At 49.8% G+C, this 25,506-nt stretch carries 21 protein-coding genes, 1 tRNA gene, 2 other RNA genes and 1 riboswitch; of the genes, 17 read left to right on the forward strand and 7 right to left on the reverse strand.

Translation table 11 applies throughout. From position 1 onward, the window contains the following. The first annotated feature begins 14 nt into the window (after positions 1-14). Together AC6IB1_RS11170 and btsR are read left to right on the forward strand one after the other, a co-directional pair. Positions 15-1,712: a LytS/YhcK type 5TM receptor domain-containing protein gene (locus AC6IB1_RS11170; protein ID WP_497566730.1), complete on the forward strand. Its 1,698-nt coding sequence runs from the start codon at positions 15-17 to the stop codon at positions 1,710-1,712. Continuing rightward, a complete protein-coding gene (btsR, locus tag AC6IB1_RS11175) occupies positions 1,706-2,434 on the forward strand; it encodes a two-component system response regulator BtsR (RefSeq protein WP_497566731.1) in 729 nt (242 codons plus the stop codon). Before AC6IB1_RS11170 ends, btsR begins: the two co-directional genes overlap by 7 nt. Positions 2,435-2,458: 24 nt before the next feature. Here the strand turns inward: btsR and thiD are convergent, their stop codons facing one another. Next, entirely contained in the window at positions 2,459-3,289 is an 831-nt protein-coding gene (gene thiD, locus AC6IB1_RS11180; protein ID WP_497566732.1) for a bifunctional hydroxymethylpyrimidine kinase/phosphomethylpyrimidine kinase, read from the reverse strand. A 62-nt stretch (positions 3,290-3,351) separates the two neighbouring features. Continuing rightward, a riboswitch (TPP riboswitch) is annotated at positions 3,352-3,449 on the reverse strand. Positions 3,450-3,605: 156 nt separating this feature from the next. Between thiD and AC6IB1_RS11185 the strand changes: the two genes are divergently transcribed. From AC6IB1_RS11185 to copI, 5 genes are all read left to right on the forward strand, one after another. Beyond that, entirely contained in the window at positions 3,606-4,016 is a 411-nt protein-coding gene (locus AC6IB1_RS11185; RefSeq protein WP_497566733.1) for a hypothetical protein, read from the forward strand. 84 nt (positions 4,017-4,100) lie between these two features. Then, the gene (locus AC6IB1_RS11190) at positions 4,101-5,471 is read left to right on the forward strand and encodes a TolC family protein (RefSeq protein ID WP_497566734.1); all 1,371 of its coding nucleotides are present in this window, start codon (positions 4,101-4,103) and stop codon (positions 5,469-5,471) included. 21 nt (positions 5,472-5,492) lie between these two features. Beyond that, positions 5,493-7,214, forward strand: a complete 1,722-nt coding sequence (locus AC6IB1_RS11195; RefSeq protein ID WP_497566735.1) for an efflux RND transporter periplasmic adaptor subunit — start codon at positions 5,493-5,495, stop codon at positions 7,212-7,214. After that, positions 7,211-10,339 carry an efflux RND transporter permease subunit gene (locus AC6IB1_RS11200; RefSeq protein WP_497566736.1) on the forward strand — a complete coding sequence of 1,043 codons (3,129 nt, stop codon included), beginning with the start codon at positions 7,211-7,213 and terminating at the stop codon, positions 10,337-10,339. Before AC6IB1_RS11195 ends, AC6IB1_RS11200 begins: the two co-directional genes overlap by 4 nt. A 54-nt stretch (positions 10,340-10,393) precedes the next feature. Continuing rightward, positions 10,394-10,942, forward strand: a complete 549-nt coding sequence (gene copI, locus AC6IB1_RS11205) for a copper-resistant cuproprotein CopI (protein WP_497566737.1) — start codon at positions 10,394-10,396, stop codon at positions 10,940-10,942. Positions 10,943-11,038: 96 nt separating this feature from the next. Here the strand turns inward: copI and AC6IB1_RS11210 are convergent. The 3 genes from AC6IB1_RS11210 to AC6IB1_RS11220 all read right to left on the reverse strand — a co-directional run bounded on the left by AC6IB1_RS11210 (position 11,039) and on the right by AC6IB1_RS11220 (position 11,513). Continuing rightward, positions 11,039-11,186: non-coding RNA, RtT sRNA (locus AC6IB1_RS11210), on the reverse strand. A 44-nt stretch (positions 11,187-11,230) separates the two neighbouring features. After that, positions 11,231-11,378: non-coding RNA, RtT sRNA (locus tag AC6IB1_RS11215), on the reverse strand. A 44-nt stretch (positions 11,379-11,422) separates the two neighbouring features. Continuing rightward, positions 11,423-11,513, reverse strand: a tRNA-Ser gene (locus AC6IB1_RS11220). Positions 11,514-11,755: 242 nt separating this feature from the next. On the opposite strand from AC6IB1_RS11220, the gene AC6IB1_RS11225 reads away from it, so the two are divergent. The 3 genes from AC6IB1_RS11225 (at position 11,756) to manA (ending at position 14,990) form a co-directional block, all read left to right on the forward strand. Then, entirely contained in the window at positions 11,756-13,132 is a 1,377-nt protein-coding gene (locus tag AC6IB1_RS11225; RefSeq protein ID WP_497566738.1) for a phosphatase PAP2 family protein, read from the forward strand. 125 nt (positions 13,133-13,257) lie between these two features. Further along, the gene (locus AC6IB1_RS11230; RefSeq protein WP_497566739.1) at positions 13,258-13,611 is read left to right on the forward strand and encodes a DUF5522 domain-containing protein; all 354 of its coding nucleotides are present in this window, start codon (positions 13,258-13,260) and stop codon (positions 13,609-13,611) included. 191 nt (positions 13,612-13,802) lie between these two features. Next, positions 13,803-14,990: a mannose-6-phosphate isomerase, class I gene (gene manA / locus AC6IB1_RS11235; RefSeq protein ID WP_497566740.1), complete on the forward strand. Its 1,188-nt coding sequence runs from the start codon at positions 13,803-13,805 to the stop codon at positions 14,988-14,990. A gap of 82 nt (positions 14,991-15,072) precedes the next feature. Here the strand turns inward: manA and trpB are convergent, their stop codons facing one another. The 3 genes from trpB to AC6IB1_RS11250 all read right to left on the reverse strand — a co-directional run bounded on the left by trpB (position 15,073) and on the right by AC6IB1_RS11250 (position 17,890). Further along, positions 15,073-16,296, reverse strand: a complete 1,224-nt coding sequence (trpB, locus tag AC6IB1_RS11240; protein ID WP_497566741.1) for a tryptophan synthase subunit beta — start codon at positions 16,294-16,296, stop codon at positions 15,073-15,075. A gap of 245 nt (positions 16,297-16,541) precedes the next feature. Continuing rightward, entirely contained in the window at positions 16,542-17,006 is a 465-nt protein-coding gene (locus AC6IB1_RS11245; protein WP_497566742.1) for a hypothetical protein, read from the reverse strand. Continuing rightward, positions 17,003-17,890, reverse strand: a complete 888-nt coding sequence (locus tag AC6IB1_RS11250) for an EamA family transporter (protein WP_497566743.1) — start codon at positions 17,888-17,890, stop codon at positions 17,003-17,005. The genes AC6IB1_RS11245 and AC6IB1_RS11250 overlap by 4 nt, the downstream gene beginning before the upstream one ends. 174 nt (positions 17,891-18,064) lie before the next feature. Here AC6IB1_RS11250 and AC6IB1_RS11255 point away from each other — a divergent pair, with 174 nt between their 5' ends. From AC6IB1_RS11255 to AC6IB1_RS11285, 7 genes are all read left to right on the forward strand, one after another. After that, positions 18,065-18,550, forward strand: coding sequence for a hotdog domain-containing protein (locus AC6IB1_RS11255; protein WP_497566744.1), 486 nt, complete (start codon positions 18,065-18,067; stop codon positions 18,548-18,550). 297 nt (positions 18,551-18,847) lie between these two features. Beyond that, positions 18,848-20,344, forward strand: a complete 1,497-nt coding sequence (gene zwf, locus AC6IB1_RS11260) for a glucose-6-phosphate dehydrogenase (protein WP_497566745.1) — start codon at positions 18,848-18,850, stop codon at positions 20,342-20,344. A 1-nt stretch (position 20,345) separates the two neighbouring features. Next, positions 20,346-21,065: a 6-phosphogluconolactonase gene (gene pgl / locus AC6IB1_RS11265; RefSeq protein WP_497566746.1), complete on the forward strand. Its 720-nt coding sequence runs from the start codon at positions 20,346-20,348 to the stop codon at positions 21,063-21,065. Between the two features lie 10 nt (positions 21,066-21,075). Beyond that, positions 21,076-22,524 carry a decarboxylating NADP(+)-dependent phosphogluconate dehydrogenase gene (gene gnd, locus AC6IB1_RS11270; RefSeq protein WP_497566747.1) on the forward strand — a complete coding sequence of 483 codons (1,449 nt, stop codon included), beginning with the start codon at positions 21,076-21,078 and terminating at the stop codon, positions 22,522-22,524. A 218-nt stretch (positions 22,525-22,742) separates the two neighbouring features. Next, the gene (locus AC6IB1_RS11275) at positions 22,743-23,870 is read left to right on the forward strand and encodes an ISAs1 family transposase (protein WP_497566748.1); all 1,128 of its coding nucleotides are present in this window, start codon (positions 22,743-22,745) and stop codon (positions 23,868-23,870) included. Between the two features lie 271 nt (positions 23,871-24,141). Further along, positions 24,142-24,606, forward strand: coding sequence for a phosphatidylinositol-specific phospholipase C domain-containing protein (locus AC6IB1_RS11280; protein ID WP_497566749.1), 465 nt, complete (start codon positions 24,142-24,144; stop codon positions 24,604-24,606). A 260-nt stretch (positions 24,607-24,866) separates the two neighbouring features. Next, a complete protein-coding gene (locus AC6IB1_RS11285; protein ID WP_497566750.1) occupies positions 24,867-25,421 on the forward strand; it encodes a peptidase inhibitor family I36 protein in 555 nt (184 codons plus the stop codon). The last annotated feature ends 85 nt before the right edge of the window (positions 25,422-25,506 follow it).

The raw sequence follows: 25,506 nt of genomic DNA on the forward strand, positions 1-25,506 counted from the left end.
AGCAAAGGTCCACCATGGAACTGATTGTCTCGCTGCTGCAGCAAATGTGTGTGTATCTGGTGCTGGCTTATATGCTCAGCAAAACACCCATCATTCTGCCTTTGTTAAACATATCTTCACGTTTAAGCCACCGACTTATCTGTTATGTCCTTTTCTCTGGCTTTTGCATTCTCGGGACTTATTTTGGCCTTCATATTAATGATGCAATTGCCAATACCCGAGCAATTGGTGCCGTCATGGGTGGCCTTTTCGGCGGGCCGGTGGTGGGCTTTTTCGTTGGCTTCACCGGCGGTATTCATCGCTATTCCCTAGGGGGGTTTACGGATCTCGCCTGTGGCATATCCACCACTGCAGAAGGACTCATTGGCGGCCTGATGCATGTTTACTTTGTGAAGCGTAACCGTATCGGCCAGCTGTTTAACCCCGCAGTGGTGTTTGGGATAACGTTCGTCGCCGAGGCGTTGCAAATGATCATCCTGCTACTGGTGGCCAAGCCCTTTGATGAATCTTATGCCCTTGTGTCAACGATTGCAGCTCCCATGATCATTGCCAATTCTTTCGGTGCTGCCCTGTTTATGAGCATCTTACAAGACAGGAAAACCATCTTCGAAAAATACTCTGCCTCATTTTCACGTCGCGCATTGACTATCGCTGACCGATGCATAGGCATTCTTCATAATGGATTGAATGGCGATTCAGCAGGAAAAATTGCCCGTATTATTTACGAAGAAACTCAAGTGGGCGCCGTATCTATCACCGATAATGAAAAGATCCTCGCTTATGTCGGCATTGGCGATGATCACCATCTGCCTGCAACTAAAATTTCCTCACAAAGCACATTGGATGCCATTGCAAAAAATACCATCATATACCTTGATGGTGCAGAAAAGCCCTATCAGTGCTCACTTTCACAAGATTGCAAACTTGGCTCCGCACTGATCATCCCACTGCGCTCAGGGGAAGACGTGGTTGGCACCATTAAACTTTATGAACGTAAACATAAGCTGTTCTCTACCATCAATATGTCAGTGGCAGAGGGAATTGCCCAACTCCTTTCCAGCCAAATCCTGTTCAGTGGGTACTTGCAACAAAAATCGTTGCTGACACAGGCTGAAGTAAAATTATTGCATGCACAGGTCAATCCGCATTTTTTGTTCAATGCCCTCAACACCATCAGTGCTGTGGTACGCCGCGATGCAGACAAAGCCCGTGAGCTTATCCAAAACCTGTCCCGGTTTTTCCGCAGTAACCTCAAACAAAATGTGCACTTGGTATCGCTTCGCGATGAACTCGAACATGTCAATGCGTATCTGAGTATCGAAAAGGCACGGTTCACGGACAGGCTAAATGTGGAAATTCAAATCGATGACTGTCTGCTGGATGTGCAGATCCCGAGCTTCACCCTTCAGCCACTGGTAGAAAACGCCATTAAGCACGGTATTTCCAATCTGCTTGAAGGCGGGAAAGTACACATTTTCAGCACCCCCGTTCCAGACGGTTATGCCATTTCCGTTGAAGATAACGCAGGCTGTTTCGTACCACCGTCGAAGAACCACGAAGGGTTGGGACTGGAAATTGTGACAAAACGGCTTGAACATCACTTTGGGCGTGATTCATCACTTAAAATTGAAACCAAGCATGAACAATTTACCCGAATGACGTTTATCATTCCGGTTTCCGAAGTAAGCACAGGTGCACATGTAAGATGTTAACTGCACTGGTCATTGACGATGAACAGTTTTCTCGCGAAGAACTTATCACATTACTGGTAGAAACAGGCGACATTGAAATCATCGGTGAAGCCCCGAACGCAATTCTTGGCCTGAAGAAAATCAACGAATTGAAGCCGGATGTGGTGTTTTTGGATATCCAAATGCCAAAGGTAACGGGCCTTGAGCTGCTCTCTATGCTCGATCCTGACAACATGCCTTTCGTCGTTTTCGTTACCGCTTACGACCAGTACGCCATCGAAGCCTTCGAAGAGAGTGCGTTCGACTATTTACTCAAACCTGTTGAACCCAACCGTTTGATAAAAACGGTACAGAAGTTGACACGGACCGTGAAAAAGCAGTCTGCGCCTCAAAACTTGTCGGCACTGGCACCAGAAACGCTAACTCAAATCCCGTGCACTGGATACAACCGTATTTTACTGGTGCCGATTAACCAAGTAGAAAGCATATACAGTGATATCAGAGGCGTCCATGTCCATACCCCGGATCAAACCCCAACCACTCCACTCACCCTGAAAACGCTGGAAGAAAAAACGCCGCTGCTTCGTTGTCACCGCCAGTATCTGGTCAACGTCAATCACATCCGCGAAATCAAGCTGTTAGAAAATGGTGTCGGAGAAGTCGTTACCTGTAGCGGCTTGAAAATTCCTATCAGCCGCCGTTACCTGAAAACCCTGAAAGAAGTGATCGGTTTGATGGGCTGATCCGCTATTCAGCCATTGTCTTGCTCACCGAAGCGTCTGGTATCCATTAAAAAAGTGGTTCACCGGGCCATTACCTTTTCCCACATTCAGTTCATTAGCATGGGCAATCGCTTCAGAGATATAAGCTTTCGCTGACCAAACCGCACTGTAAAGATCGTGTCCCTGCGCAAGATAAGACGCAAGCGCAGCAGAGAGTGTACAACCGGTGCCATGGGTATTGTTGGTTGGGATCCGTCTTGCTGAAAAGCGCTCAATATGCGCCTTCAGGATCAGAAAATCAGTGCTGCTCTCGTCCGCCTCAAGATGCCCACCTTTCAGCAATACCGACGCCGCCCCCAATGCACGCAAGCCTGCCACCATCCCGGTCATTTCAGCCTGATTTTGAGGTATCACGCTGCCGGTGAGCGCAGCGCCTTCCGGTAAGTTTGGCGTTACCACACTGGCAAGCGGCAACAAATCATTTTTCAGTGTACTGATAGCGTCCTGCGCCAGCAGCAAATCACCACTGGTGGCGACCATCACGGGATCAACGACAAGATGTCTCGGCCTGTAGTGGCGGATTTTTTCCGCGACTACCCTGATGATATTTGCATCGGCCAACATGCCCACCTTAACCGCAATCACGTCAAGGTCTGAAAACACCGCATCCAACTGGTGCGCAACATGTTCGATAGGGATTGGAAAGATTGCGGACACGCCCTGGGTATTTTGGGCAGTGATGGCCGTGATTACCGAGCAGGCATACCCGCCCGTTGCCGAAATGGCTTTGATATCTGCCTGAATACCTGCCCCGCCGCCGCTGTCAGATCCGGCAATGGTGAGAACAATGGGGGTGGAATGTGGAAAAGATTTCATGGAAGTCCCTTATTAATAAGGGGAACGTGAGTAAGCGGAATAAAGAGGAAAGGTGAACAATATCCAACTTAAACATAGTTCCCTACGTCAGTGCTAACTGCATCAGGTTCAACGGGTCACGCATTGCGTTCTCAGCCTGGGGGCTCCCCGACTATGTGTTTGATACTAACAAGATTGGTTAAAAGCGCAATCACCTCATACTCAAGTAAATTGCAGATACCCGAATTCAGAGGTCTGCTGAAAAATAGACCAATCAAATCCGGTATCGATGAAAATGTGTTGACCTTACTGCTAGGTAAAGGTTTAGACTTTATTCATGTTGTTTCGCAATGTAAGCCAGATGCGTATTTCTACGTTCAGAAAATACTGGATATCCATCATCAGCCTGCTCGCCATGCTGTTGTCGGTTATTGCATCTGCTTCGCCAATGAACGAGATGATGATCGAGCATCATCAACCCCCCCTCCCTTGCGAAATGAAAGAACAGAGCTCAAACCCTCACGGTAACCACCACAGCGTCATGGCGACAGCTTCTGCCCCTGATTGCAGCTCGCAGACCAACATGGCCCACAACTGCTGTCCGGCAACCTGCTTCTCCTCGGTTGCCCTGTTTTCTGACACGCAAACACCCTCTCTTCATCTGGCTAAATTGGCCCTGATCAGTGCCGAACCGTCTTCTGCTGTGGTTTATCAGCCCCAATCCCTCTTCCGTCCGCCAATACGCTAAATCCGTCCCCTGACCTTATTGCGCCGCAAAAAAGGCGCTGAGTGTATTTTCGCGTCATTTTCGGCGCAAAAAACGGATTTAGTTATGACATTCAAACCAAGCTTACCGGCTTTGTCAGTCAGTGTGTTGGTCTCCGTGGCTGTGCCTGCTCTTGCACACACTGAAGCAGCGCAGACCCAGGTTGCCATGCACCAGAATACGCTGACCCAGCTTATAGAACAGGCACTGGCTTATGATGCCAGCCGCAAACAGTTTTACGCGCAATCCCAAGCCATGCGTGAAACCGGCATTGCCAGTGCAACCTTAATGGATCCCAAACTCAAAGTGGGCTTTGGTGGCCTACCCGTTGACAGTTTCCAATTCGATCAGGATCCCATGACCAATATTTCTGTGGGCCTGATGCAGCAATTTGAACGTGGGGACACCCTCTCACTTCAACAGAAAAAAGCCAACCAACAGGCCGATGGCATGTCATTGCAGGTTGCCGCCCGCGAGCGTGAAGTGGCCAACAGTATTACCCAGCTTTGGCTGGAACTCGGCTATCAGCAACAGGCTGAAATCATCCTGAAAGAAAACCAGCGCCTGATGCGCGAACTCGCCAACTTCATCCAGACCAACTACTCGATTGGTAAGAACGAAGCTCAGGATTTATTGAATGCCCAACTGCAGGTAAGCAAACTGGACGAGAAACTTCAGGCCAATGCGCAAATGCAGCGACGCATCACCTCCCAGCTATCGGAGTGGCTGGGTACAGAATGGCTGGCACAGAACAGCCACCTGATGGCGTCAAACCAGCTTTCGTGGAATACCCTGGATACCCGTCTGAGCCATTCAGGCACCACTGAACATTACGCCCTGCTGGTCAATCATCCGATGGTGAAAATGACCGAAGCGGCGATTTCCGCAAGTGAAACTCAGGTCGAAATCGCTGAGCAGGCATATACACCGCAATTTGGTGTTGAAGTGATGTATGCCTACCGTCAGGCCAATGGTATGAACGGCCAGCCTGCCTCTGATCTGGTCAGCGCCTACCTGACGATGGATTTACCTCTGTTCACTGACAACCGTCAGGATAAAAACCGCAGTGCCGCCCAATATCAGGTCGGTGCCGCCAAATCCCAGCGAGACCTTCTTCTTGCGCAGATGAACGCCAAGGTGAATGCCTTGCTGGTGGACAGGGAAAACCTCAATCAGCGACTTGAACACTACCAACACACCTTGCTGGAGCAAGCCAAGGCTCGCACCCAGGCCGTTGAACGGGGCTACCAGAACAACACCGCACAGTTCAGCGACGTCATTACCGCAGCCAGTGATGAACTGACGCTGTCCCTTGAGAAGCAGCGCCTAATCACTGACCTGAATCTGGTTAACAGCAACCTGGCGGCGCTGCTTGGTGGTTTCGACTATCAGGCAACGACACCGGATATCCCACAACCGACGACCAGAAAACACTGATCGGTAAGCGAGGAAAGAACAATGAAAACAATGCAAGTCGCCACGCTGGCGTTACTGGTTGGTGGTGTTATCGGGTACAGCGCTAACCAATTTATCTCAGGGCACGATATGTCCGCCATGGCTGACACATCAGCAGCAAGCAATAATGAGCCACTTTACTGGGTGGCGCCGATGGATCCCAATTATCGCCGGGACAAACCCGGTAAATCACCGATGGGTATGGATCTCATCCCGGTGTATGCCGAAGATTTGGCGGGCGGTAACGACAAGCCCGGCACTGTGACTATCGACCCGGCGGTTGAAAACAACCTTGGCGTAAAAACTGCGCCTGTTGTGCTTTCAAAACTGTCTCCCCGCATCGAAACGGTCGGCTATATCGCCTTTGATGAAAGCCATCTGTGGCAAACCAATGTCCGTGTCGCAGGCTGGGTTGAGAAGCTCAACATCAACGCCGTGGGTGAAACAGTCAGTGAGAATGACGTCCTGTTTACCCTGTACTCGCCTGAGCTGGTGAAAGCGCAGGAAGAGTTGTTGAACGCGCACCGTACAGGCCGCAAAGGCTTGGTAAAAGGGGCAACTGAGCGCCTGCTCTCCCTCGGGGTTGACCGCGAACAAATCGAGCAAATTACCCAACGCGGCAAAGCGTCCCAGACCATTGAGGTCAAAGCACCCGCAGACGGTGTTATCGCTAGCCTGAACATACGTGAAGGCGGCTACCTGTCACCGGCGCAAGCTGTTATCAGTGCTGGTCCACTGGATGAGGTCTGGGTCGATGCAGAAGTGTTTGAGCGACAGGCTCACTGGGTAAAAGCCGGCAGTAAGGCAGTGATGACACTGGACTCTATCCCCGGCCAGACCTGGGAAGGCGAAGTTGATTATGTCTACCCAATCCTTGACCCGAAAACGCGTACCCTTCGTGTGCGCCTGAAGTTCCCGAATGCCGAAGGCGACCTTAAGCCAAACATGTTCGCCAATATCGCCTTGCAGCCTGTGACTGAAAATGCGGTGCTGACCATCCCGAAATCGTCAGTGATCCGTTCCGGGGGCATGACCCGTGTGGTACTGGCTGAGGGTAACGGTAAATACCGTTCTGCCCGTATTAAAGTGGGACGTGAAGCGGATGATCAAATCGAAGTCCTGCAGGGGCTCACCCAGCAGGATCGCGTGGTGACCTCCGCACACTTTATGCTTGATTCAGAATCCAGCCAGTCAGCAGATTTAGCGCGCATCTCTTCGTCTCAAGAGACGGGCGTTGAGCCTCCACCGGAAACCCAATGGACCAAAGGTGAAATCACCGACGTGATGATGGATCACCGCATGCTGACCATCAACCACGAGCCGGTTCCAGAGTGGGGTTGGCCGGGCATGGTGATGAATTTCACGTTTGCAGATGGCGTGGAAATGGGTGATTTCGATGTCGGTCAGGCGATTGACTTTGAAATGCAGAAAAGTGCATCCGGCCAGTACGAAATTGTCGATTACAGCATCAGTGAAAGTGCAACGCCAAATGACGTATGGATTGAAGGAAACATTTCGATGCTGATGGCAGATTTCGGCATGATCACCCTTGCCCACCAGCCTGTCGAAGCATGGCGCTGGGACGCGGGGGAAATGAACTTCTCTGTCGACGGCAACGTGGATCTCAGCGGCTTTGCCGAGGGTCAGACAGTCCGCTTCCAGGTAGAGAAAAACGGCGCTGAATACACCTTGAAAGCGCTGGAGCTGGACGGAGGTAACCCATGATTGGCGCGATTATCCGCTGGTCGCTCGCCAACCGCTTTCTGGTGTTGGTGGCGACCCTGTTCCTTACGCTGGGTGGTCTCTACAGTGTCAAAAACACACCGGTAGATGCCATTCCGGATTTATCTGATGTCCAGGTGATCATCAAAACCAGTTACCCGGGGCAGGCCCCGCAGGTTGTGGAAGATCAGGTTACCTACCCGCTTACAACAGCAATGTTGGCGGTGCCGGGCGCTGAAACCGTGCGCGGCTTTTCATTTTTTGGCGACTCTTACGTTTACATCATCTTTAACGATGATACCGACATGTACTGGGCGCGCTCACGTGTGCTGGAATACTTGAGCCAGGTCGCTCCCAAACTGCCGCCAAACGCCAAGCCAACCCTTGGCCCGGATGCTACCGGTGTGGGCTGGGTTTACAGCTATGTACTTCAGGATAAAACCGGCCAGCATGACTTGTCTGAGCTTCGCAGCCTTCAGGACTGGTTCCTGAAATACGAACTGCAAACGGTAGAAGGTGTATCGGAAGTTGCCACTGTCGGCGGCATGGTGAAGCAATACCAGGTGCAGATTGATCCTGCCAAGTTGCGTGCCTATAACCTGACGCTGCAACAGGTCAACATGGCTATCCAAAACGGCAATCAGGAAGCCGGTGCATCGGTAATTGAAATTGCCGAAGCCGAACACATGGTGCGCACAACAGGGTATCTCTCCAGCGTGGAAGATATCCAGTCACTGCCAATTACCGTCACAGAGAAAGGCACGCCTTTACTGCTGGGTGATATCGCAGACATCAACATTGGCCCACAGATGCGCCGCGGTATCTCCGAGTTCAACGGCGAAGGTGAAGCGGTGGGTGGTGTCATCGTTATGCGATTTGGCGAAAACGCCAGCGAAGTGATTGCTAACGTCAAAACCAAGCTGGAAGAACTCAAGCGCAGCCTGCCGGAAGGTGTCGAAATCGTACCAACCTATGATCGCTCAACCCTGATTGATGCGGCGGTGGAGAACCTTTGGAAGAAGCTGGCGGAAGAATTCATCGTGGTGGCGGTGGTCTGTGCCCTGTTCCTGTTCCATATCCGCTCTTCGCTGGTGATTGCGATCAGTTTGCCTGTCGGTATTCTTTCCGCGTTTATCGTGATGCACTGGCAAGGCATTAACGCCAACATCATGTCACTGGGCGGTATTGCGATTGCGATTGGGGCCATGGTGGACGGGGCGATCGTGATGATCGAAAACGTGCACAAGCACATAGAGCGCACGCCACTGACAGACAAAAACCGCTGGCAGGTCATCGGTAAAGCAGCGGAAGAAGTGGGTGCGCCCCTGTTCTTCTCGCTGCTGATCATCACCCTGAGTTTTGTGCCCGTCTTCGCGCTGGAAGGTCAGGAAGGCAAGATGTTCTCGCCGCTCGCATTCACCAAAACCTATGCAATGGCCGCCGCCGCTGGCCTTGCCATTACATTGGTGCCGGTGCTGATGGGTTATTTCATCCGTGGCAAGGTATTGCCTGAGCACAAAAACCCGGTGAACAAAGGGCTGGTCGCACTCTACCGGCCGCTGCTGAACCTCAGTCTTAAGTTCCCAAAAACCATGATTGCGGTCGCTATTGCCCTGATGGCATCAGCGTATTACCCCACCAGCAAACTGGGCAGTGAGTTCATTCCTCCGTTGGATGAAGGCGATCTGATGTACATGCCGACCACTTATCCCGGCATATCCATCGGTAAAGCGCGGGAGCTTTTGCAACAGACCAACAAGCTGATTAAAACCGTACCGGAAGTAGCATCCGTATGGGGCAAGATTGGCCGCGCGGAAACCGCGACTGACCCTGCCCCGCTGACCATGATTGAGACGGTTATCCAGCTGAAACCCCGTGAAGAATGGCGTGAAGGCGTTACCACGGACTCGCTGCGCAAAGAGTTCGACAATCTGGTGCAGTTCCCGGGCCTGACCAATGCGTGGGTCATGCCGATTAAAACCCGTATCGACATGCTGGCAACAGGTATCAAAACACCGATTGGTATCAAGATTGCCGGCCCGGACCTTAACGTGATCGAAACCATTGGTGCAGAGCTTGAACCCATTCTCCATGGCGTTAAAGGCACGGCGTCTGTTTACGCTGAGCGTGTGGCGGGTGGCCGGTATGTCACTATCGACATCAAGCGCCGCGCTGCAGCTCGCTATGGCCTCAGCATTAAAGACGTCCAGCAGGTTATCACCACCGCCATTGGCGGCATGAACGTCGGGGAAACCATTGAAGGTCTGGAGCGCTACCCCATCAACGTTCGATATCCGCAGGACTATCGTGATTCGGTGGTGAAGCTGCAAAACCTGCCACTGGTGACCCCCAATGGTGCGCGTATTGCGCTGGCAGATGTCGCAGATATTCGCTATGAAGATGGCCCGCCGATGATCAAAACCGAGAACGCACGTCCGAACGGCTGGGTATTTGTCGATATCGACGGGCGCGATCTGGGCTCCTATGTGGTGGAAGCACAGCAGGCCGTTGCCGAGCAGCTGTCACTACCTGCGGGCTATTCACTGGCATGGTCAGGGCAGTACGAATATATGGAGCGTGCAAAAGAGCGTTTGAGTGTGGTGGTTCCCATCACTATCGCCATCATCATGCTGCTTCTTTATATGAGCTTCCGCCGTGTTGGCGAGGTACTGATCATCATGGCAACCCTGCCACTTTCTCTGGTCGGTGGCCTGTGGTTGATGCATTACCTGGGCTTTAACTTCTCGGTCGCTGTGGGCGTTGGTTTCATTGCCCTTGCTGGTGTTGCTGTGGAAATCGGCGTCATCATGCTGGTTTATCTCAACCAGGCGTGGCACTACAAGAAGCTACATGCCAGGGAAGAAAAACAGCCCCTGACCATGACTGACCTGACCGACGCCATCCGCGAGGGCGCAGGCCTGCGTGTCCGCCCGGTCATGATGACCGTACTGACCGTTATTATCGGCCTTATCCCCATCATGTACGGGGAAGGCACGGGTTCTGAAGTGATGCAGCGTATTGCCGCACCAATGATTGGCGGCATGGCATCCGCACTGCTTCTAACCCTGCTGGTATTGCCAGCCATCTTTAAGCTTTGGAAAAACAAAGAAATTACTCAACACACATAACGAAAACACTGGGCTGAAAGGCCCAGTGATACCTACTTTAAAAAGGAAAACACCATGAAAAAGACATTACTGGCACTTTCTCTGGCACTGGTTACTACAGGCGCATTCGCTGACGCGATGGATCATTCGAAAATGGATCATGGCAAGATGGATCACAGCGCTATGGGCCACGGTGACATGGACCATTCCAAGATGGACCATTCAGGCATGATGAACATGGAAGGCATGTCTGCAGTGGGTATGCCGGCAAAAGGCGCCAAACCTGACAAGGTGGTTCACGTTCTCCTGACTGATGACATGCGTATCAACTTCAAAAAAGAAGTAAAAATCGAGCCAAATGACGTGGTGCAGTTTGTGGTGATGAACGTGGGTAAAATTGACCATGAGTTTTCCATCGGGTCAATGGAAGAACAACTGAAACACCGCGAAATGATGAAAACCATGACAGGCCACCATGAGCACGATTCAGGCAGCACGGTCACGGTCAAGCCAGGCAAAGCCAAACAGCTGCTGTGGCACTTCCACGGCGACAAAAATGTCGAGTTTGCCTGTAATATCCCAGGCCACGCCGAAGCCGGTATGGTGAAGAGCATCAAGCTATAGTACTGAAAAGGTCGCTGAATACGCAGCGGCCTTGTTTATATAGAGGTTTGTTCCAGATACGAAAAAGCCCGCTGAGTTCAGCGGGCTTTCCTAATTTGGCGGAGAGATAGGGATTTACTCGGTCGCAAGCTCCCTTGCCCTTCGGGCCGTTGCCTTTTCGGCTTCGCCGGGCAACGTTGTCTCGCTTCGCTCGGCTGAACCCCAAGGGTCTAGGGTTCTGCCTCCCTATCTCCAAAGGTTTGTTTCAGATACAAAAAAGCCCGCTGACTTCAGCGGGCTTTCCTAATATGGCGGAGAGATAGGGATTTACTCGGTCGCAAGCTCCCTTGCCCTTCGGGCCGTTGCCTTTTCGGCTTCGCCGGGCAACGTTGTCTCGCTTCGCTCGGCTGAACCCCAAGGGTCTAGGGTTCTGCCTCCCTATCTCCAAAGGTTTGTTTCAGATACAAAAAAGCCCGCTGACTTCAGCGGGCTTTCCTAATATGGCGGAGAGATAGGGATTTGAACCCTAGATACGCTATTAACGTATGCCGGTTTTCAAGACCGGTGCTTTCAACCACTCAGCCATCTCTCCGTAAGTGCGGCGAATAATACTGGGGTCTTTTCCGCCTGTAAACCCCCTTTTTGTGTGTTCTTATTTGAATGCTCAAAAAGCAATCAAAGGCATTGTTGAATGCCTGCATAAAATCCGAATAGTCAACATCTTGAAATTGCGAATTTAGCGTCATATATCCATCAAACATTTTTTTGGTAGGCGCGATCTCCCTGAACCACACTGCTACAATACCCCACAATAGAAACGATTCAACGACGACAATGAAAAAAATACTCCTCATTTTCATTCTTTCAATTATCAGTTTTTCACCAGCATATGCTGCCGAAGAGGAAACAAGCATCAAAGGCGCTGCCTGTCTGGTTTCTGATATCGAAGGCCGGATACTGGTAACCCGGGATATTCTCAATAACCGCATCTCAATACCTGGTGGTTATATCGATAACGATAATCCCGCCGATGCCGCTATCAGAGAAACGAAGGAGGAAACAGGTATCGATGTTGAGGTAGTAAAAGAAATCGCAAGACCTGGCCAGGCCATTTTATTTGACTGTCGGGCGCTCTCCCCTATCCCCATTCACAACCAAAAAGACGGCAACGCAACGGTAGCGAGCTGGCAGGCCGAACACTTTGGCCGCGAAGTGCGGGCCGTGTACATGATGGCACCTGATGACAAGATGCGAAAGGCAGCAAGGTTTCCGGAGCAGGTTGATATGTTTCCTACGCTACTCCATGTCACCACGCCCAGTGAAACCCAGCACTATAAGGATTTCCACCATCTCAGCAGTGAATTTAATCGTTGGAATGCGTCTTTGAACCATGGCGTCCAGAACATCATTAACACGTTACCATCTCTGGTCGGCACCGTGTTAAAAGCCTCGTCAGGATTGGGTAACGGTGTCCTCTTCTTTATCCTGATCCCTTTTGCAATGGCAACAGGCGGGTTTAAACGCGCTTCGCAAGTGCTATTTGCCACTGTCGCCGTCACGTTAGTGGTCGGATTTGCCAAACTGCATTTTGCGGTGCCGCGCCCATTCTATCTTTACCCAGATTTACAGCTGGCAAGTGCCTCTGGCTTTGCGTTTCCCAGCGGGCACACCGCCACTGCCTTTGCCGTGTGGGGACTGATTTACTTTTGGCTGAAACAAGCTGGCAGGAACTCCCTGGCAATTTGGCTGGTACCATCTGTACTGGTCGCACTCAGCCGGGTTTATCTTGGGGTGCACTATGTCACGGATGTAGTGGCCGGCGCCGTCGTGGGCACACTCATTGCCGCCGCGGCGCAGTCTTTTACACAAAAGGAATGGATTGCAACACCAAGGCTTTGGTTAGGAATAGGGGTTATCGCCTTGCCACTGGCAGCGACACAGATTCAACCGACTTTCCTTTATTGTCTGGCGTTTTCCCTCGTCTTTGCCTCTGTGCTGTTATTGATGGAAAAGCACGCAACCCGCGTGTCGCAGCCATTGGGTAAAAGAGGGTTTGTGTTGTCGCTTGTTGGTGTTTCAGGTATTGCGGCAGCGGTGGGAGTAGCCACGCAGCTGTCAAACTCCAGCATTCACATTTTGGCAATTACAACCGTTGGCTTTGCATTGCTGGCAATCCTGATAGCTTGGTTCGTCCCAAAATTCAGCCAGTAAACCTAAAACCAAAGAACGCTGAGGGCGTCACGGCTTGCATTAGGGTCGTACCGATTGCAACGAAATTGCATCGTCATCGCAGATGTGACCATAATGACGCCCTTGTTTCAAATCACGATATTCCCATGAGCCAATGTCCTGAGTGCGGAAACGCACTTTCCTGCACCGCTGAAACCGGCCAATGCTGGTGTATGCAGTATCCAAACCTTTTCCCAACCCCAAAGCGCGATAGTCTGTCATGCCTGTGCCAACAGTGTCTTGCCAAGCGTATTAACGAAAAACTGGAAAGCCTTTATCAGCAATACACTACCAATGATTTGATTCGTCTGGCGAAGCCCTACCGGGATCAGAAAACCTTGGTTGAAGGATTGGATTACACCATAGAAAAAGGACGTTATGTCTTCTCTGCGTGGTATCACTTAAGGCGTGGTTCTTGCTGTGGCAATGGTTGCAGGCATTGCCCTTATGGAAAATCCTGATCATCAAGTTATAGAAATGCGGGCATAATCACGAAGACACCCCTATCCTAACCGATGACGCAGTTTTACCGCCAATATAACCAAGTAACGTTATCGGGTGAGGGACATGTTTTAAATTGTGCAGGATCAGTAAGTAACAATCAGGATCTGGTAGACTCTTTTCTAGAATATTAACAGCTCAAAGAAGAACAATGACAACACATTTTTTCCCTCTGAAAAATGCAATTCAGGATTATGCCTGGGGCAGTTGTACCGCGCTAACCGAACTTTTCAACATGCCAAATCCGGAAAACAAACCACAAGCTGAAATCTGGATGGGCGCCCACCCAAACGGCTGCTCCAAAATCCTTGTCGATGGCAAAGAGACCCTGCTGTCAGCCTTTATCCGCTCGGACATGGAAAGCATTTTGGGCCAGGACACCGCAAAACAGTTTGGCGAGCTGCCATACCTGTTCAAAGTGCTGTGCGCAGAGAAGGCGTTGTCGGTACAAGTACACCCAAGCAAAGCACAGGCAGAAGCAGGATTTGCCAAAGAAGACGCAGCGGGAATTCCTCTTTCAGCCAGCGTTCGTAATTACAAAGACGCCAACCATAAACCAGAGTTGGTGTTTGCGCTCACGCCCTATCAGGCAATGAATGGTTTCCGCGATTACAGCGAAATTCTGGGCTTTTTCCACCGGATCAACATCGAAGAACTGTCGGCGATGGTTGATGCGCTTGAAGCAAACCAGAGCGAGCAAGGCCTTAGTGATTTCTTTGGCGCTCTGCTTTCACTCAACGGCGAAACCAAGGACGCTGCCGTCGCAAAGCTCTTGGCATTCGCGCAATCCAATCAAGCGGACACACTGTTTGCGCTGGTGCTGACCCTGTCAGAGCAGTACCCAGGCGATATTGGTTTGTTCTCGCCGCTTATCCTGAACACCCTGACCCTTCAGCCAGGTGAAGCGATGTTCCTGGATGCCTGTACGCCGCACGCATACATCAAAGGCACAGGACTTGAGATCATGGCGAACTCAGACAACGTCTTGCGCGCAGGCCTAACACCGAAACATATGGATGTGGCTGAACTGATTGCCTGCACCCGTTGCGTGCCCATGTCAAAGGGCAACGTTCTTTTGGCGCCAACTATTGATGGCAACGCACAGCATTACCCTGTGCCTGTGCCAGATTTCAAGTTCAGTGTTTACCGCAACACCCAAAACGAATCCCTGAGCACTGAAAGTGCAGAAATCCTGATTGCCGTTGATTCACCCCTCACGGTATCACACGCCAGCGGTGAGTGCCTTAATCTGGATAAAGGCCAGTCAGTATTCATTCCTGCCTATGTGGGCGAATACCTAGTGAGCTGCGACGGTACCTTTGCACGCGCCTACAACTAAGCCTTGGCCTTGCGGCCCCTTTCTAAATGAGGACGCCCAGCAGATGCTGGGCGTCGTTTTCGGTTATTCAACCTACCTTAAATCAAGTCAGGGACCCAATACCGTATTCCTTTCCGTAATTTTCAACGACAAAATCGATATCTTTATCACCGCGGCCTGATAGGTTGATCAGGATAGAACCTTTCTCACCCTGCTTTGCCAATTTAAAGGCGTACGCCACAGCATGTGACGATTCAATGGCCGGAATAATCCCTTCAAGGCGGGACAGTTCAAAAAACGCATCAATCGCTTCATCATCGCTGACCGTGCCATAGCTCACGCGTCCCGAATCTTTCAGGTAGCTGTGCTGCGGGCCGACGGATGGATAATCCAGGCCACTTGCCACCGAATACACTTCCTGCGGCTCTCCGTCTTTATCTTTCAGCATGTAAGATTTGAAACCGTGCATAACGCCCGGCTCACCCAGCGTCAGCGTGGCGGCATGTTCACCTTCAACATTCAGCGACCGTCCCGCAGGTTCACAACCATGAATGGCGACGCCTTCATCGTCCAGAAATGCCGTAAACAACCCCATCGCGTTCGAACCGCCGCCTACGCAGGCAACCAGATTCCTCGGCAAGCCACCGGTCATTTCCCTAAACTGAACTTTTGCTTCATTGCCAATTATGGATTGGAAATCACGAACCATCATCGGGAATGGGTGTGGCCCCACCACAGAACCAATCGCATACAGTTGGTTTACCGGATCTTTCATGTAGGCTTCAAAGGCTGAATCCACTGCTTCTTTCAGTGTCTTGCGTCCGTGGGTTGCCGGGATAACATTGGCACCAAGAATACGCATGCGCACCACATTCGGGTGCTCTTTGCGAATATCCACTTCCCCCATGTAGATATCACATTCCAGCCCAACCAACGCGGCAGCCGTTGCCAGCGCTACGCCATGCTGCCCGGCACCGGTTTCAGCAATCAGCTTTTTCTTGCCCATTTTTTTTGCCAGCAACGCTTCACCCAGACAATGGTTAATTTTGTGCGCCCCCGTATGATTGAGATCTTCACGCTTTAGATAAATATCTGCACCGTACTTTTTAGACAGGTTTTCTGCATGAAAAATAGGACTTGGCCGGCCGACGAAATGCTTGTACAGACGTGCCAGCTCAGCCCTGAATGCCGGATCCTTGCGACATTCCTCATAGGCAGCCGCAATTTCAATCATGATGGATTCCAATTCCGGCGGGATAAAGCTGCCACCATATTCGCCGAAATATCCCTGTGCATCAGGCAGTGTATGGTCAAAGGAATTTTGCATTGGGTACTCCTACTCGCTTTCCTTGTTATACCGCCCCCAGCACTGACATCACATCAAAAGGGGCAGTTGAGTTGTTCATACAAAATATATTGATTAAAGCGGAAGCAGTACGGTAACACGGCCGTTTTGTGACAACAAAAAGAGAAGAGGGTCACAAACCGCGGCGTTAGGCATTCAGTTGCTAGCGTTGCCCACCGCGTGTCTGACTGGATAGCGAAGCCACTGATTGGAATCGCCGTGAAAATTCATGCTGTCACTGAATAGTGAGCTAAAAAACCATCGAGAATAGCACCGGGATTTGCCGCACCATTTTTCTCTGCTAACAGGAAGTCATAAATCGCGTTTTCGTGGTCACTGACAAGCGTAAACAGATCCAGATATTCCGTCGCTGCGTCAGTGTTGGCTTGATAACGTTGCTGGTAGGGTGCGACCCAATCGACCATGGTGTCAATCAATTGCGGCCAAGGTAAATTGGCCCATTTTTTGGCATCACTCATCCCCTTGAATGTCATAGCTTCATCCGTTTCTGGCACCTGTTCACCAAGCAGTTCTAATCCCTGACGTAATTGCTGGGCGGTCAACTGCTCAATGTCCAGCAGACGTTGCCATGTGCCCTGCTTATCACCGTCTTCCCGATTGTCAATAAAATACCGGAAAAATGCGATGCCATAGAGCTCACCCATGTATGCAAACTTTAAAGCAGTGATCATGATGACGTTCTCCGGAGCCACCGTTGAAGGGGCGCTATCCCCCGGTAAATCAGCAATGACGCCAGGATCAACGAGCAACCGGCGATTTTATGGGCGGGCATGGCTTCGTGATACCACACAACACTGAGCACCACTGTCCAGACCGGTTCAAGGATCATAATGATGGCGGCATTGGCCGCACTCGCCCCCTTTTGTCCCAGCGTTTGCATTAAATAGCGAAGACTGGTGGCGACAACAACGCTCAGCACAAACCAAACCCAGATATTCGACGGCACTTGCTCTGGCCAGGTCTCTGTCAGCAATGACACAACCGAAGCGACTACACCGGTGACAAAAAGCTGGATACAGGTCAACACCAGCGCAGGGATCCGCTGCGCATAGCGGTTATTGACATTGAAATGGATGGCAAGACTCAATGCCGCTAACAAAAACCAGATTTGGCTGGCTGACAATTGCCACCCCACACCACCGAGTGATAACAGCGACAAACCAGACACGGCAATCGGCATCGACACCCAGAATATACGTGGCGGCTTTTGTTTGAAAAGCACCCAGGCAATCGGCGGCACAAACAGCATAGAAAGGCTCATGATAAACGCCCCCTCACCAAGTGAGGCACTCACCGACATGGCATAAATCCAGGAAAGCAACGCACAGGAAAGCAAGCTGCCAACACCGGCGGCACGAATAAAATCGCTCTTCTCAACGCGTTTCAGCGCCTTAAAACAAAAAGGAACAAGAAACAGAGAGGCAGCAATAAAACGAAGGCCGACGAAACCAAACGGCGGCATGCCCTGAATCGCCTCTTTCGAAAAAATCCAACCCCAGGCTGCCAATACCGTTGCAGCAAGCAAAATCAAGGAAGCGCGTCTTTCAGACAACATCTCGCACCACAAAATAAAAAATACCAAGCCGTATCCCCATAGATGGGGATACGCATTATCACACTGGAAGACGGGTTTGCCTATGGCATTGATAACCTCTGAATTCAGGCATCTTCAGGTTGTTTAGGTGTATTATAAATAAGATATCAACCCCAAGCAGTAAGGATGGAAACAATGGGTACAGGACAAAGGGACATGACATTGCGCTTTCTGGCAGAGCCGGGAGATGTCAATTTCGGTGGGAAGGTTCACGGTGGTGCGGTGATGAAGTGGATTGACCTTGCCGCTTACGCCAACGCGGCGGCCTGGAGCGGAAAGTACTGCATCACAGCGTATGCCGGTGGCATTCGTTTCGTGCAACCCATCCATGTTGGTAATCTGGTTGAAGTCAGCGCCAAGGTGATTTACACCGGCAATTCCTCAATGCACATTGCCATCGATGTACAGGCCAGTGACCCCAAAGAGATGAAAAACCGTCTTACCACACACTGTATCGTCATCATGGTTGCCGTTGACGAAACAGGTAAACCTACATCTATCCCGAAATGGATACCGGAAACCGAAGAAGACAAAGTATTGGAGCAATCCGCGATTCGGTTGATGAACATGCGCAAGCAGATCGGCGAAGAGATGGAAGCACACGTAAAATTATACAAATGACCGTGATTGGGGGTGACATTGCGCCTCCCTTTCTTCCTCACTCAACTTTTCTTACGGGTTCAGTGGTAAAATAAAGAAAGAAAGAAAAGTGACCATAAACAGTTCATTTATCCAGACATTGTTGAACTGGCGCTAAGTTTGATTGGTATTTCAAGAAAAACCTATCAAAAGAATAGGTAAAACCAATCATTAACAATGAAAAATACTGCTATGTTATCCCGTGATTTTAAGGGCCTGATGACCCTTTAACTTTTGTCAATTTACGTCCAAATTATCGCCCATCGTAGGGAAGTCCATATGGCGAAAGAAAACAATAATATCGTGATTTTTGGTGCCTCCGGTGATCTTACCAAGCGTAAGTTGATCCCAGCCTTCTATCACCTTTATGCGAATGGCATGATGCCGGAAAACTTCACGATCCTTGGTGTGAGCCGCACCGACTATTCAGATGAAGCATTCCGCGAGAAACTGGCAGCGTTTTTAACGGAAAACGAAAAGGTCAACGAAGAAACGCTCTCACGTTTTTGCCAACACCTTTACTATCTTCCTATTGATCCTGCCGAATCGAGCGATTACGCACAGTTGGTTACCCAGTTAGATGAACTGAGCGAAAAACACAACACAGGGCACAACAACCTCTACTATCTGGCAACACCGCCAAGTCTGTACAGCGTCATCCCTGAGTGTCTGGCCGTCCACCAGTTAAATGACCAGACAAATGGCTGGAAACGGCTGATCGTTGAAAAACCCTTCGGTTACGATACGGCATCCGCGGAAGCACTGGACGACAGCCTGCATCACCAGTTTGCCGAAGACCAGGTTTATCGCATTGACCACTACTTGGGTAAAGAAACGGTACAGAACCTGTTTGTTTTCCGTTTCTCTAACGGCATGTTTGAACCGCTGTGGAACCGCAATTTCATCGATTACGTTGAAATCACCGGCGCCGAGTTTCTTGGCGTAGAAGGCCGTGGCGGCTACTACGACCATTCAGGCGCAGTGCGCGACATGTTCCAGAATCACCTGTTACAGGTACTGGGTATGGTGGCGATGGAACCACCCGCAGCGATCCGTTCCGACTCCATCCGTGATGAAGTCACCAAAGTGATGCAAAGCTTCCGTCCGCTGAGTGACGAAGATTTGAAAAACAATCTGGTGTTAGGGCAATACACCGCCTCCAACGTGCGTGGTGAAGCCTTGCCCGGTTACCGTGAAGAGCCCGGTGTCGCCGATGATTCACGCACAGAAACCTACATCGGTCTTAAGATGTTCGTCGACACCTGGCGTTGGAATGGCGTGCCGTTTTACGTGCGCACCGGTAAGCGCCTACCTACCCGTGTGACAGAAGTGGTTATTCACTTCAAGAAAACCCCGCACCCGGTATTTGGTGCAAACGCACCGGAAAACAAACTTATCATCCGTATCCAGCCGGACGAAGGTATCCTGATGAGCTTTGGTTTGAAAAAACCGGGCGCAGGGTTTGAAGCCAAAGAAGTCTCCATGGAGTTTCACTATCAAAGCCTTCAGGAAGCCCAGTTGCTGACCGCGTATGAACGTCTGCTGCTGGATGCGATCAAAGGGGACTCTACCCTGTTTGCCCGCTCCGATGCCGTAAAAGCATGCTGGGAATTTGTAGAGCCCATCCTGCGCTACAAGGAAAACCCAGACGCCCTGTTTGGCTATGCAGCCGGAACCTGGGGCCCAGAGCAGGCCGACGAGCTATTAAAGCGCGATGGACGCGAATGGCGCTATCCCTGTAAAAACCTCACAAATACAGAATATTGCGAGCTGTGATATGAAGGAATTCCGCATTCTCGACAATGCTGACGCCGTGATCCTTGAACTGGCGTCGTCAATGAAAAGCCTGAGTGAAGAAGGACGTCCGGTTCATATCTCACTTTCCGGCGGCAGTACTCCCAAACTGCTGTTTAAACTTTTAGCCCAGCCAGAATGGGCTGACAGCATCCAATGGCAGAACCTCCACTTCTGGTGGGGCGACGAACGCTGCGTGTCGCCAGACGATGCACAAAGCAACTACGGCGAAGCCAATACCCTGCTGTTTCGCCACATTCAAATTCCGGCAGAGAACATCCACCGTATTCGTGGTGAAGATGACCCAGAGCACGAAGCAAAGCGTCTGGCAGACGAAATCAACGCCACAGTACCCGAAAAAAATGGCCTGCCCGCGTTTGACTGGATCCTGCTAGGCATGGGCGACGACGGCCACACAGCGTCACTGTTCCCGGGGCAAACTGATTATGATGAACCCGCCCTGACCGTCGTGGCGGCACACCCACAATCTGGTCAACTTCGCGTTTCGAAAAGCGCGCGCCTGCTGAACAATGCCGATCGCATCAGCTATCTGGTGTTGGGGGAAAGCAAAGCAGAGATGATTAGCGCTATTCATGGTGACAACACGCAGACTGACCTGCCGTACCCGGCTGCACATATTCAATCAACACACGGCAAAACTGAATGGTATTTAGATGCTGCTGCCGCGAAGGCATTGGCGTAAGGAGAAATAAATGAAAGGCGATATCGGTGTCATTGGTTTGGCGGTAATGGGCCAAAACCTTATTTTGAACATGAACGACAACGGCTTTAACGTTGTTGCTTACAACCGCACAACCTCTAAGGTCGATGAATTTCTGGAAGGTCCAGCGAAAGGCACCAACATCATTGGCGCATACTCACTGGAAGATCTGGTAGAAAAGCTCGAAAAACCACGCAAAGTGATGCTGATGGTGCGCGCGGGTGAGGTTGTTGATCAGTTCATCGATGCACTGACACCTTTGCTGGAAGAAGGCGACATCATTATTGATGGCGGTAACTCTAACTACCCTGACAGCACCCGCCGTATGAAAGCGCTGGAAGAAAAAGGCCTGATCTTTATCGGTGCTGGCGTTTCCGGCGGTGAAGAAGGCGCGCGTTTCGGACCTTCTATCATGCCGGGCGGTAACCCTGCTGGCTGGCCAGCAGTGAAACCTATTTTCCAGGCAATCTCTGCAAAAACCGACAACGGCGAAGCGTGCTGTGACTGGGTTGGACGTGAAGGTGCAGGTCACTTTGTGAAAATGGTTCACAACGGCATTGAATACGGCGATATGCAGTTAATCAGTGAAGCCTACCACTTCATGAAAGAAGGTCTGGGCATGAACCACGATGAAATGCAGGCCACCATGAAGGCGTGGAACAAAACGGAGCTGGACAGCTACCTGATGGAAATCAGTGCTGACATTCTGGGTTACCGCGACGAAGACGGCGAGATCGTGCTGGAGAAAATTCTGGATACCGCAGGTCAGAAAGGCACCGGCAAATGGACCGGCATCAACGCACTGGATTTTGGCATTCCACTGACACTGATCACCGAGTCTGTCTTTGCCCGCGCACTGTCTGCCCGTAAAGAAGAGCGAGAAGAAGCGGCAGCCCTGTTCCAACACAAAATTGGTCCTGTAGAAGGCGACCGTAATGAGTGGCTGGAGGCCCTGCGCAAAGCGCTGCTGGCAGCGAAAATCATCTCTTACGCACAGGGCTTTATGCTGATCCGCGAAGCGTCTGAGCAATTCAACTGGGATTTGAACTACGGCAACGTTGCCCTGCTGTGGCGCGGCGGCTGTATCATCCGCAGTGCTTTCCTTGGCAATATCCGAGATGCGTACGAGAAGAACCCAGACCTGAAATTCCTGGGCTCTGATGAATACTTCAAGAACATTCTTGAAAACTGCATGGGCTCATGGCGTAAAGTGGTCGCAAAATCGTTCGAAATTGGCCTGCCAGTTCCGGGTATGTCATCGGCACTAACCTTCCTGGATGGTTATACCACAGCCCGTCTTCCAGCAAACATGCTTCAGGCACAACGTGACTACTTCGGCGCACACACGTACGAGCGCACTGACCGTCCGCGTGGTGAATTTTTCCACACCAACTGGACCGGTAAGGGCGGTGACACAGTGTCGACCACGTACAATAGCTAACATGGTCTGATTCCAAAGGCCCTTTTCTTCCCCAAGCCAGTCATTCTGACTGGCTTTTTTCTTCCTGCCATCCTTTCTTTTACTCGCAGATATTTCCTTTTAATGACAGCCTCAAAGAACCCCCAGGGCAAGATCATGAATATTTTTTGTCCAATTCGAGGTCAAAATTGACCTGACGAGTCGACTGTGATCTTATGCTCCTCTTTTGAGGAGAAGCCATGAATTTAGATACCATCAAAGCGTATTTCAGCATCATCCGTGACGAGCGGCAAAGCGCAAAAGTAGACTACCCACTGTTTGATATTCTATTTGGTTCAATCTGTGCCGTTATCGCTGGAGGCCAAGGCTGGACTGATATTCGCGAGTACGTTCTTGGTCACCATGAGTGGTTCCTTAAACAGGGCTTGTTTGAAAAAGGGGTGCCCGTTGATGATACCTTTGCTCGTCTGATTTCAAATATTGATCCCGCTGAATTCCGCGATTGCTTTCTAGCCTGGATGAAAGCCGTTCACAAGCTAACCTGTGGTGAAGTGGTCGCCATTGACGGCAAGACCTTACGCGGCTCTTATGACAGAAACGACAGGCAAAGCACCATCCATATGGTGAGTGCCTATGCCAGCGCCAACCAACTCGTATTGGGCCAGCTTAAAACCGATACTAAGAGCAATGAAATCACCGCGATACCCGCATTGATCCAGATGCTCGACTTGCGAGGCGCCATCGTGACGATTGATGCGATGGCCTGCCAGACCAAGATAGCCAAGGCTATCACGCGCAAAGGCGGCGATTATTTATTGGCGGTTAAGGGCAATCAAGGCAAGTTAGCGGCAGCGGTACAGGCCGCTTTCAGTCCACATCGACGCGCTCCGATTGACAGAGGCACATGTCAAATTGAGAAGCAGAAAGGCCGGATTGAAGCGCGTACTTGTCATGTCCTGAGTGCATGTGAGTTGGACGGTGACTTCTCCATCTGGAATGGGCTAACCAGTATTGTGATGGTCGAAAACTACCGGGCAGCAAAAGGCAAAGAGCCAGAGTTGGAGTATCGCTACTACATCAGTTCAGCCAAGCTGACCCCAGAGCAGGCAGGAGATGCAATCCGGGCTCACTGGGGCATTGAGTCCATGCATTGGATTTTAGATGTCAGTATGCGGGAAGATGCTTGCCAGATTTACCGAGCAAACGCCGCTGAAAACTTGGCAGGGTTAAGGCACATGGCACTTAACATGCTCAGGGCAGAACCCACCAAGATTAGCGTACCGATGAAACAGAAACGTTGCATGATGAAACCCGCCTTCTTGGAGCAGGTCCTTATGGCCGGATTGACGTCAATGGCTAAATCCTAACCATTCATGCGGACGCCCTGAAAGAACCCCGCAAATACAATTTCTATTTATTCAATAAACTCACAAATATTCTCAGGCTGACGCTGCTTTTTCATATATTATCACATTTTATCAAAAATATTTCATTGCGACTCATTCATAATACTTTACGGTGAAATGAGATTTCACAGGAAATTAAATCACTTATCAGCATGTAGACACGCTGGCAGTGATTAATTAACAAACCCATAAAAACAAAATGTAATTACCATATCTAAAGCAGAGAAAAAATATGAAGAAAACGTTATTGCTCTCTTTATCTATGATCTTTTTTTCATCAAGTGCCATATCTTCTCCCTTAGATGGTGAAATGGTTCCAGGCTATGACCTTCCATATCTTTGGGATAACTATGCTGGCTATACAAACCAAGATTGGATGCGCGCAATCGATGAAAATAAAAGGCTGAGTGAAATCTCCATACCCGGCACACATAACTCATTATCAATGCATGGTGGAGATATTACTGCAACGCAAACCCTAGATGTTGCAGATCAGCTAGAGATGGGGATCCGCTATCTTGATGTCCATTTTAAGTATCGAAATAATGATCTATGGGCTTATCATGGTCCGATTTCCCAACATCAGACATTTGATTCACTGCTTTCCAAAGTAGCAAATTTTTTAGCCCGTAACCCGTCGGAAACAGCCTTAATTAGAATACAAAACGAAGGTGGAGCAAGTGATCACGAACACTAATTTTTCAACCGATTTAACCAAGTTTTAGAGCAATATAAACATTACAACGCTATCCCAAAATCTAATAATCCACTGCTAGACGATGTGAGAGGTAAATTTGTATTTATACGGGACTTTAATGTTTTTGGAAGTCACATTAGTATAGAAAGATCAAGTTTAAATATATAAGATGAATACCATCTCACAACGAACTGGGATCTATATAAAAATGGGAATTAGTAAAGCAACATTTTTATTCAATAGATAAAAATAGACTATCCTTGAATTACCTATCAGGTTCAGTAGGCTCATTTCCCTATTTTGTTGCAAGTGGAAAATCTAGTCCTCAGTCTCATGCACCAAAATTGTGGACTGGCATATCAACCACAAATGCAAAGAAGTATCCTGACTTTCCAAGACGCTCTTGCTTAGGTGATCTTTGCAGTATTTATTTTTCAGGTACAAACCAGTTAACAAATAAATGGATTGAAGAAGCTAAACTTCCCCAACATCTTGGCATTGTTGTTATGGATTTTCCAGGCGGTCGATTAGTCGACAATATTATTCAGTCAAATGGAAAGTCGAAGGTTAAAAGTTTAATTATTTATGAACACAACGACCAACAAGGGAAAAGCTTAGCAGTTTTTAATGATATGCCGTATGTAGGCAATGAATTCAATGACATTATGTCGTCATGGGAAATGCCATCAAACTGGGAAGTGCGTTTTTATGAACATGAAAACTATCAAGGAGACTATTATACAAGGAGTAGCATGAAAGGAAATGCTGATATGTTCAATGACAAAATCAGCTCAATTCGAATTTTAAAGAAATAATGATTTACTAAATTTTATAATACAAAGAGGAAGCAGAACGCTCACTGCTTCTTCTATATAACGAAAAATAAATTAATTTTCATTT

The sequence above is a fragment of the Grimontia sp. THUN1695 genome (genome assembly GCF_059704325.2).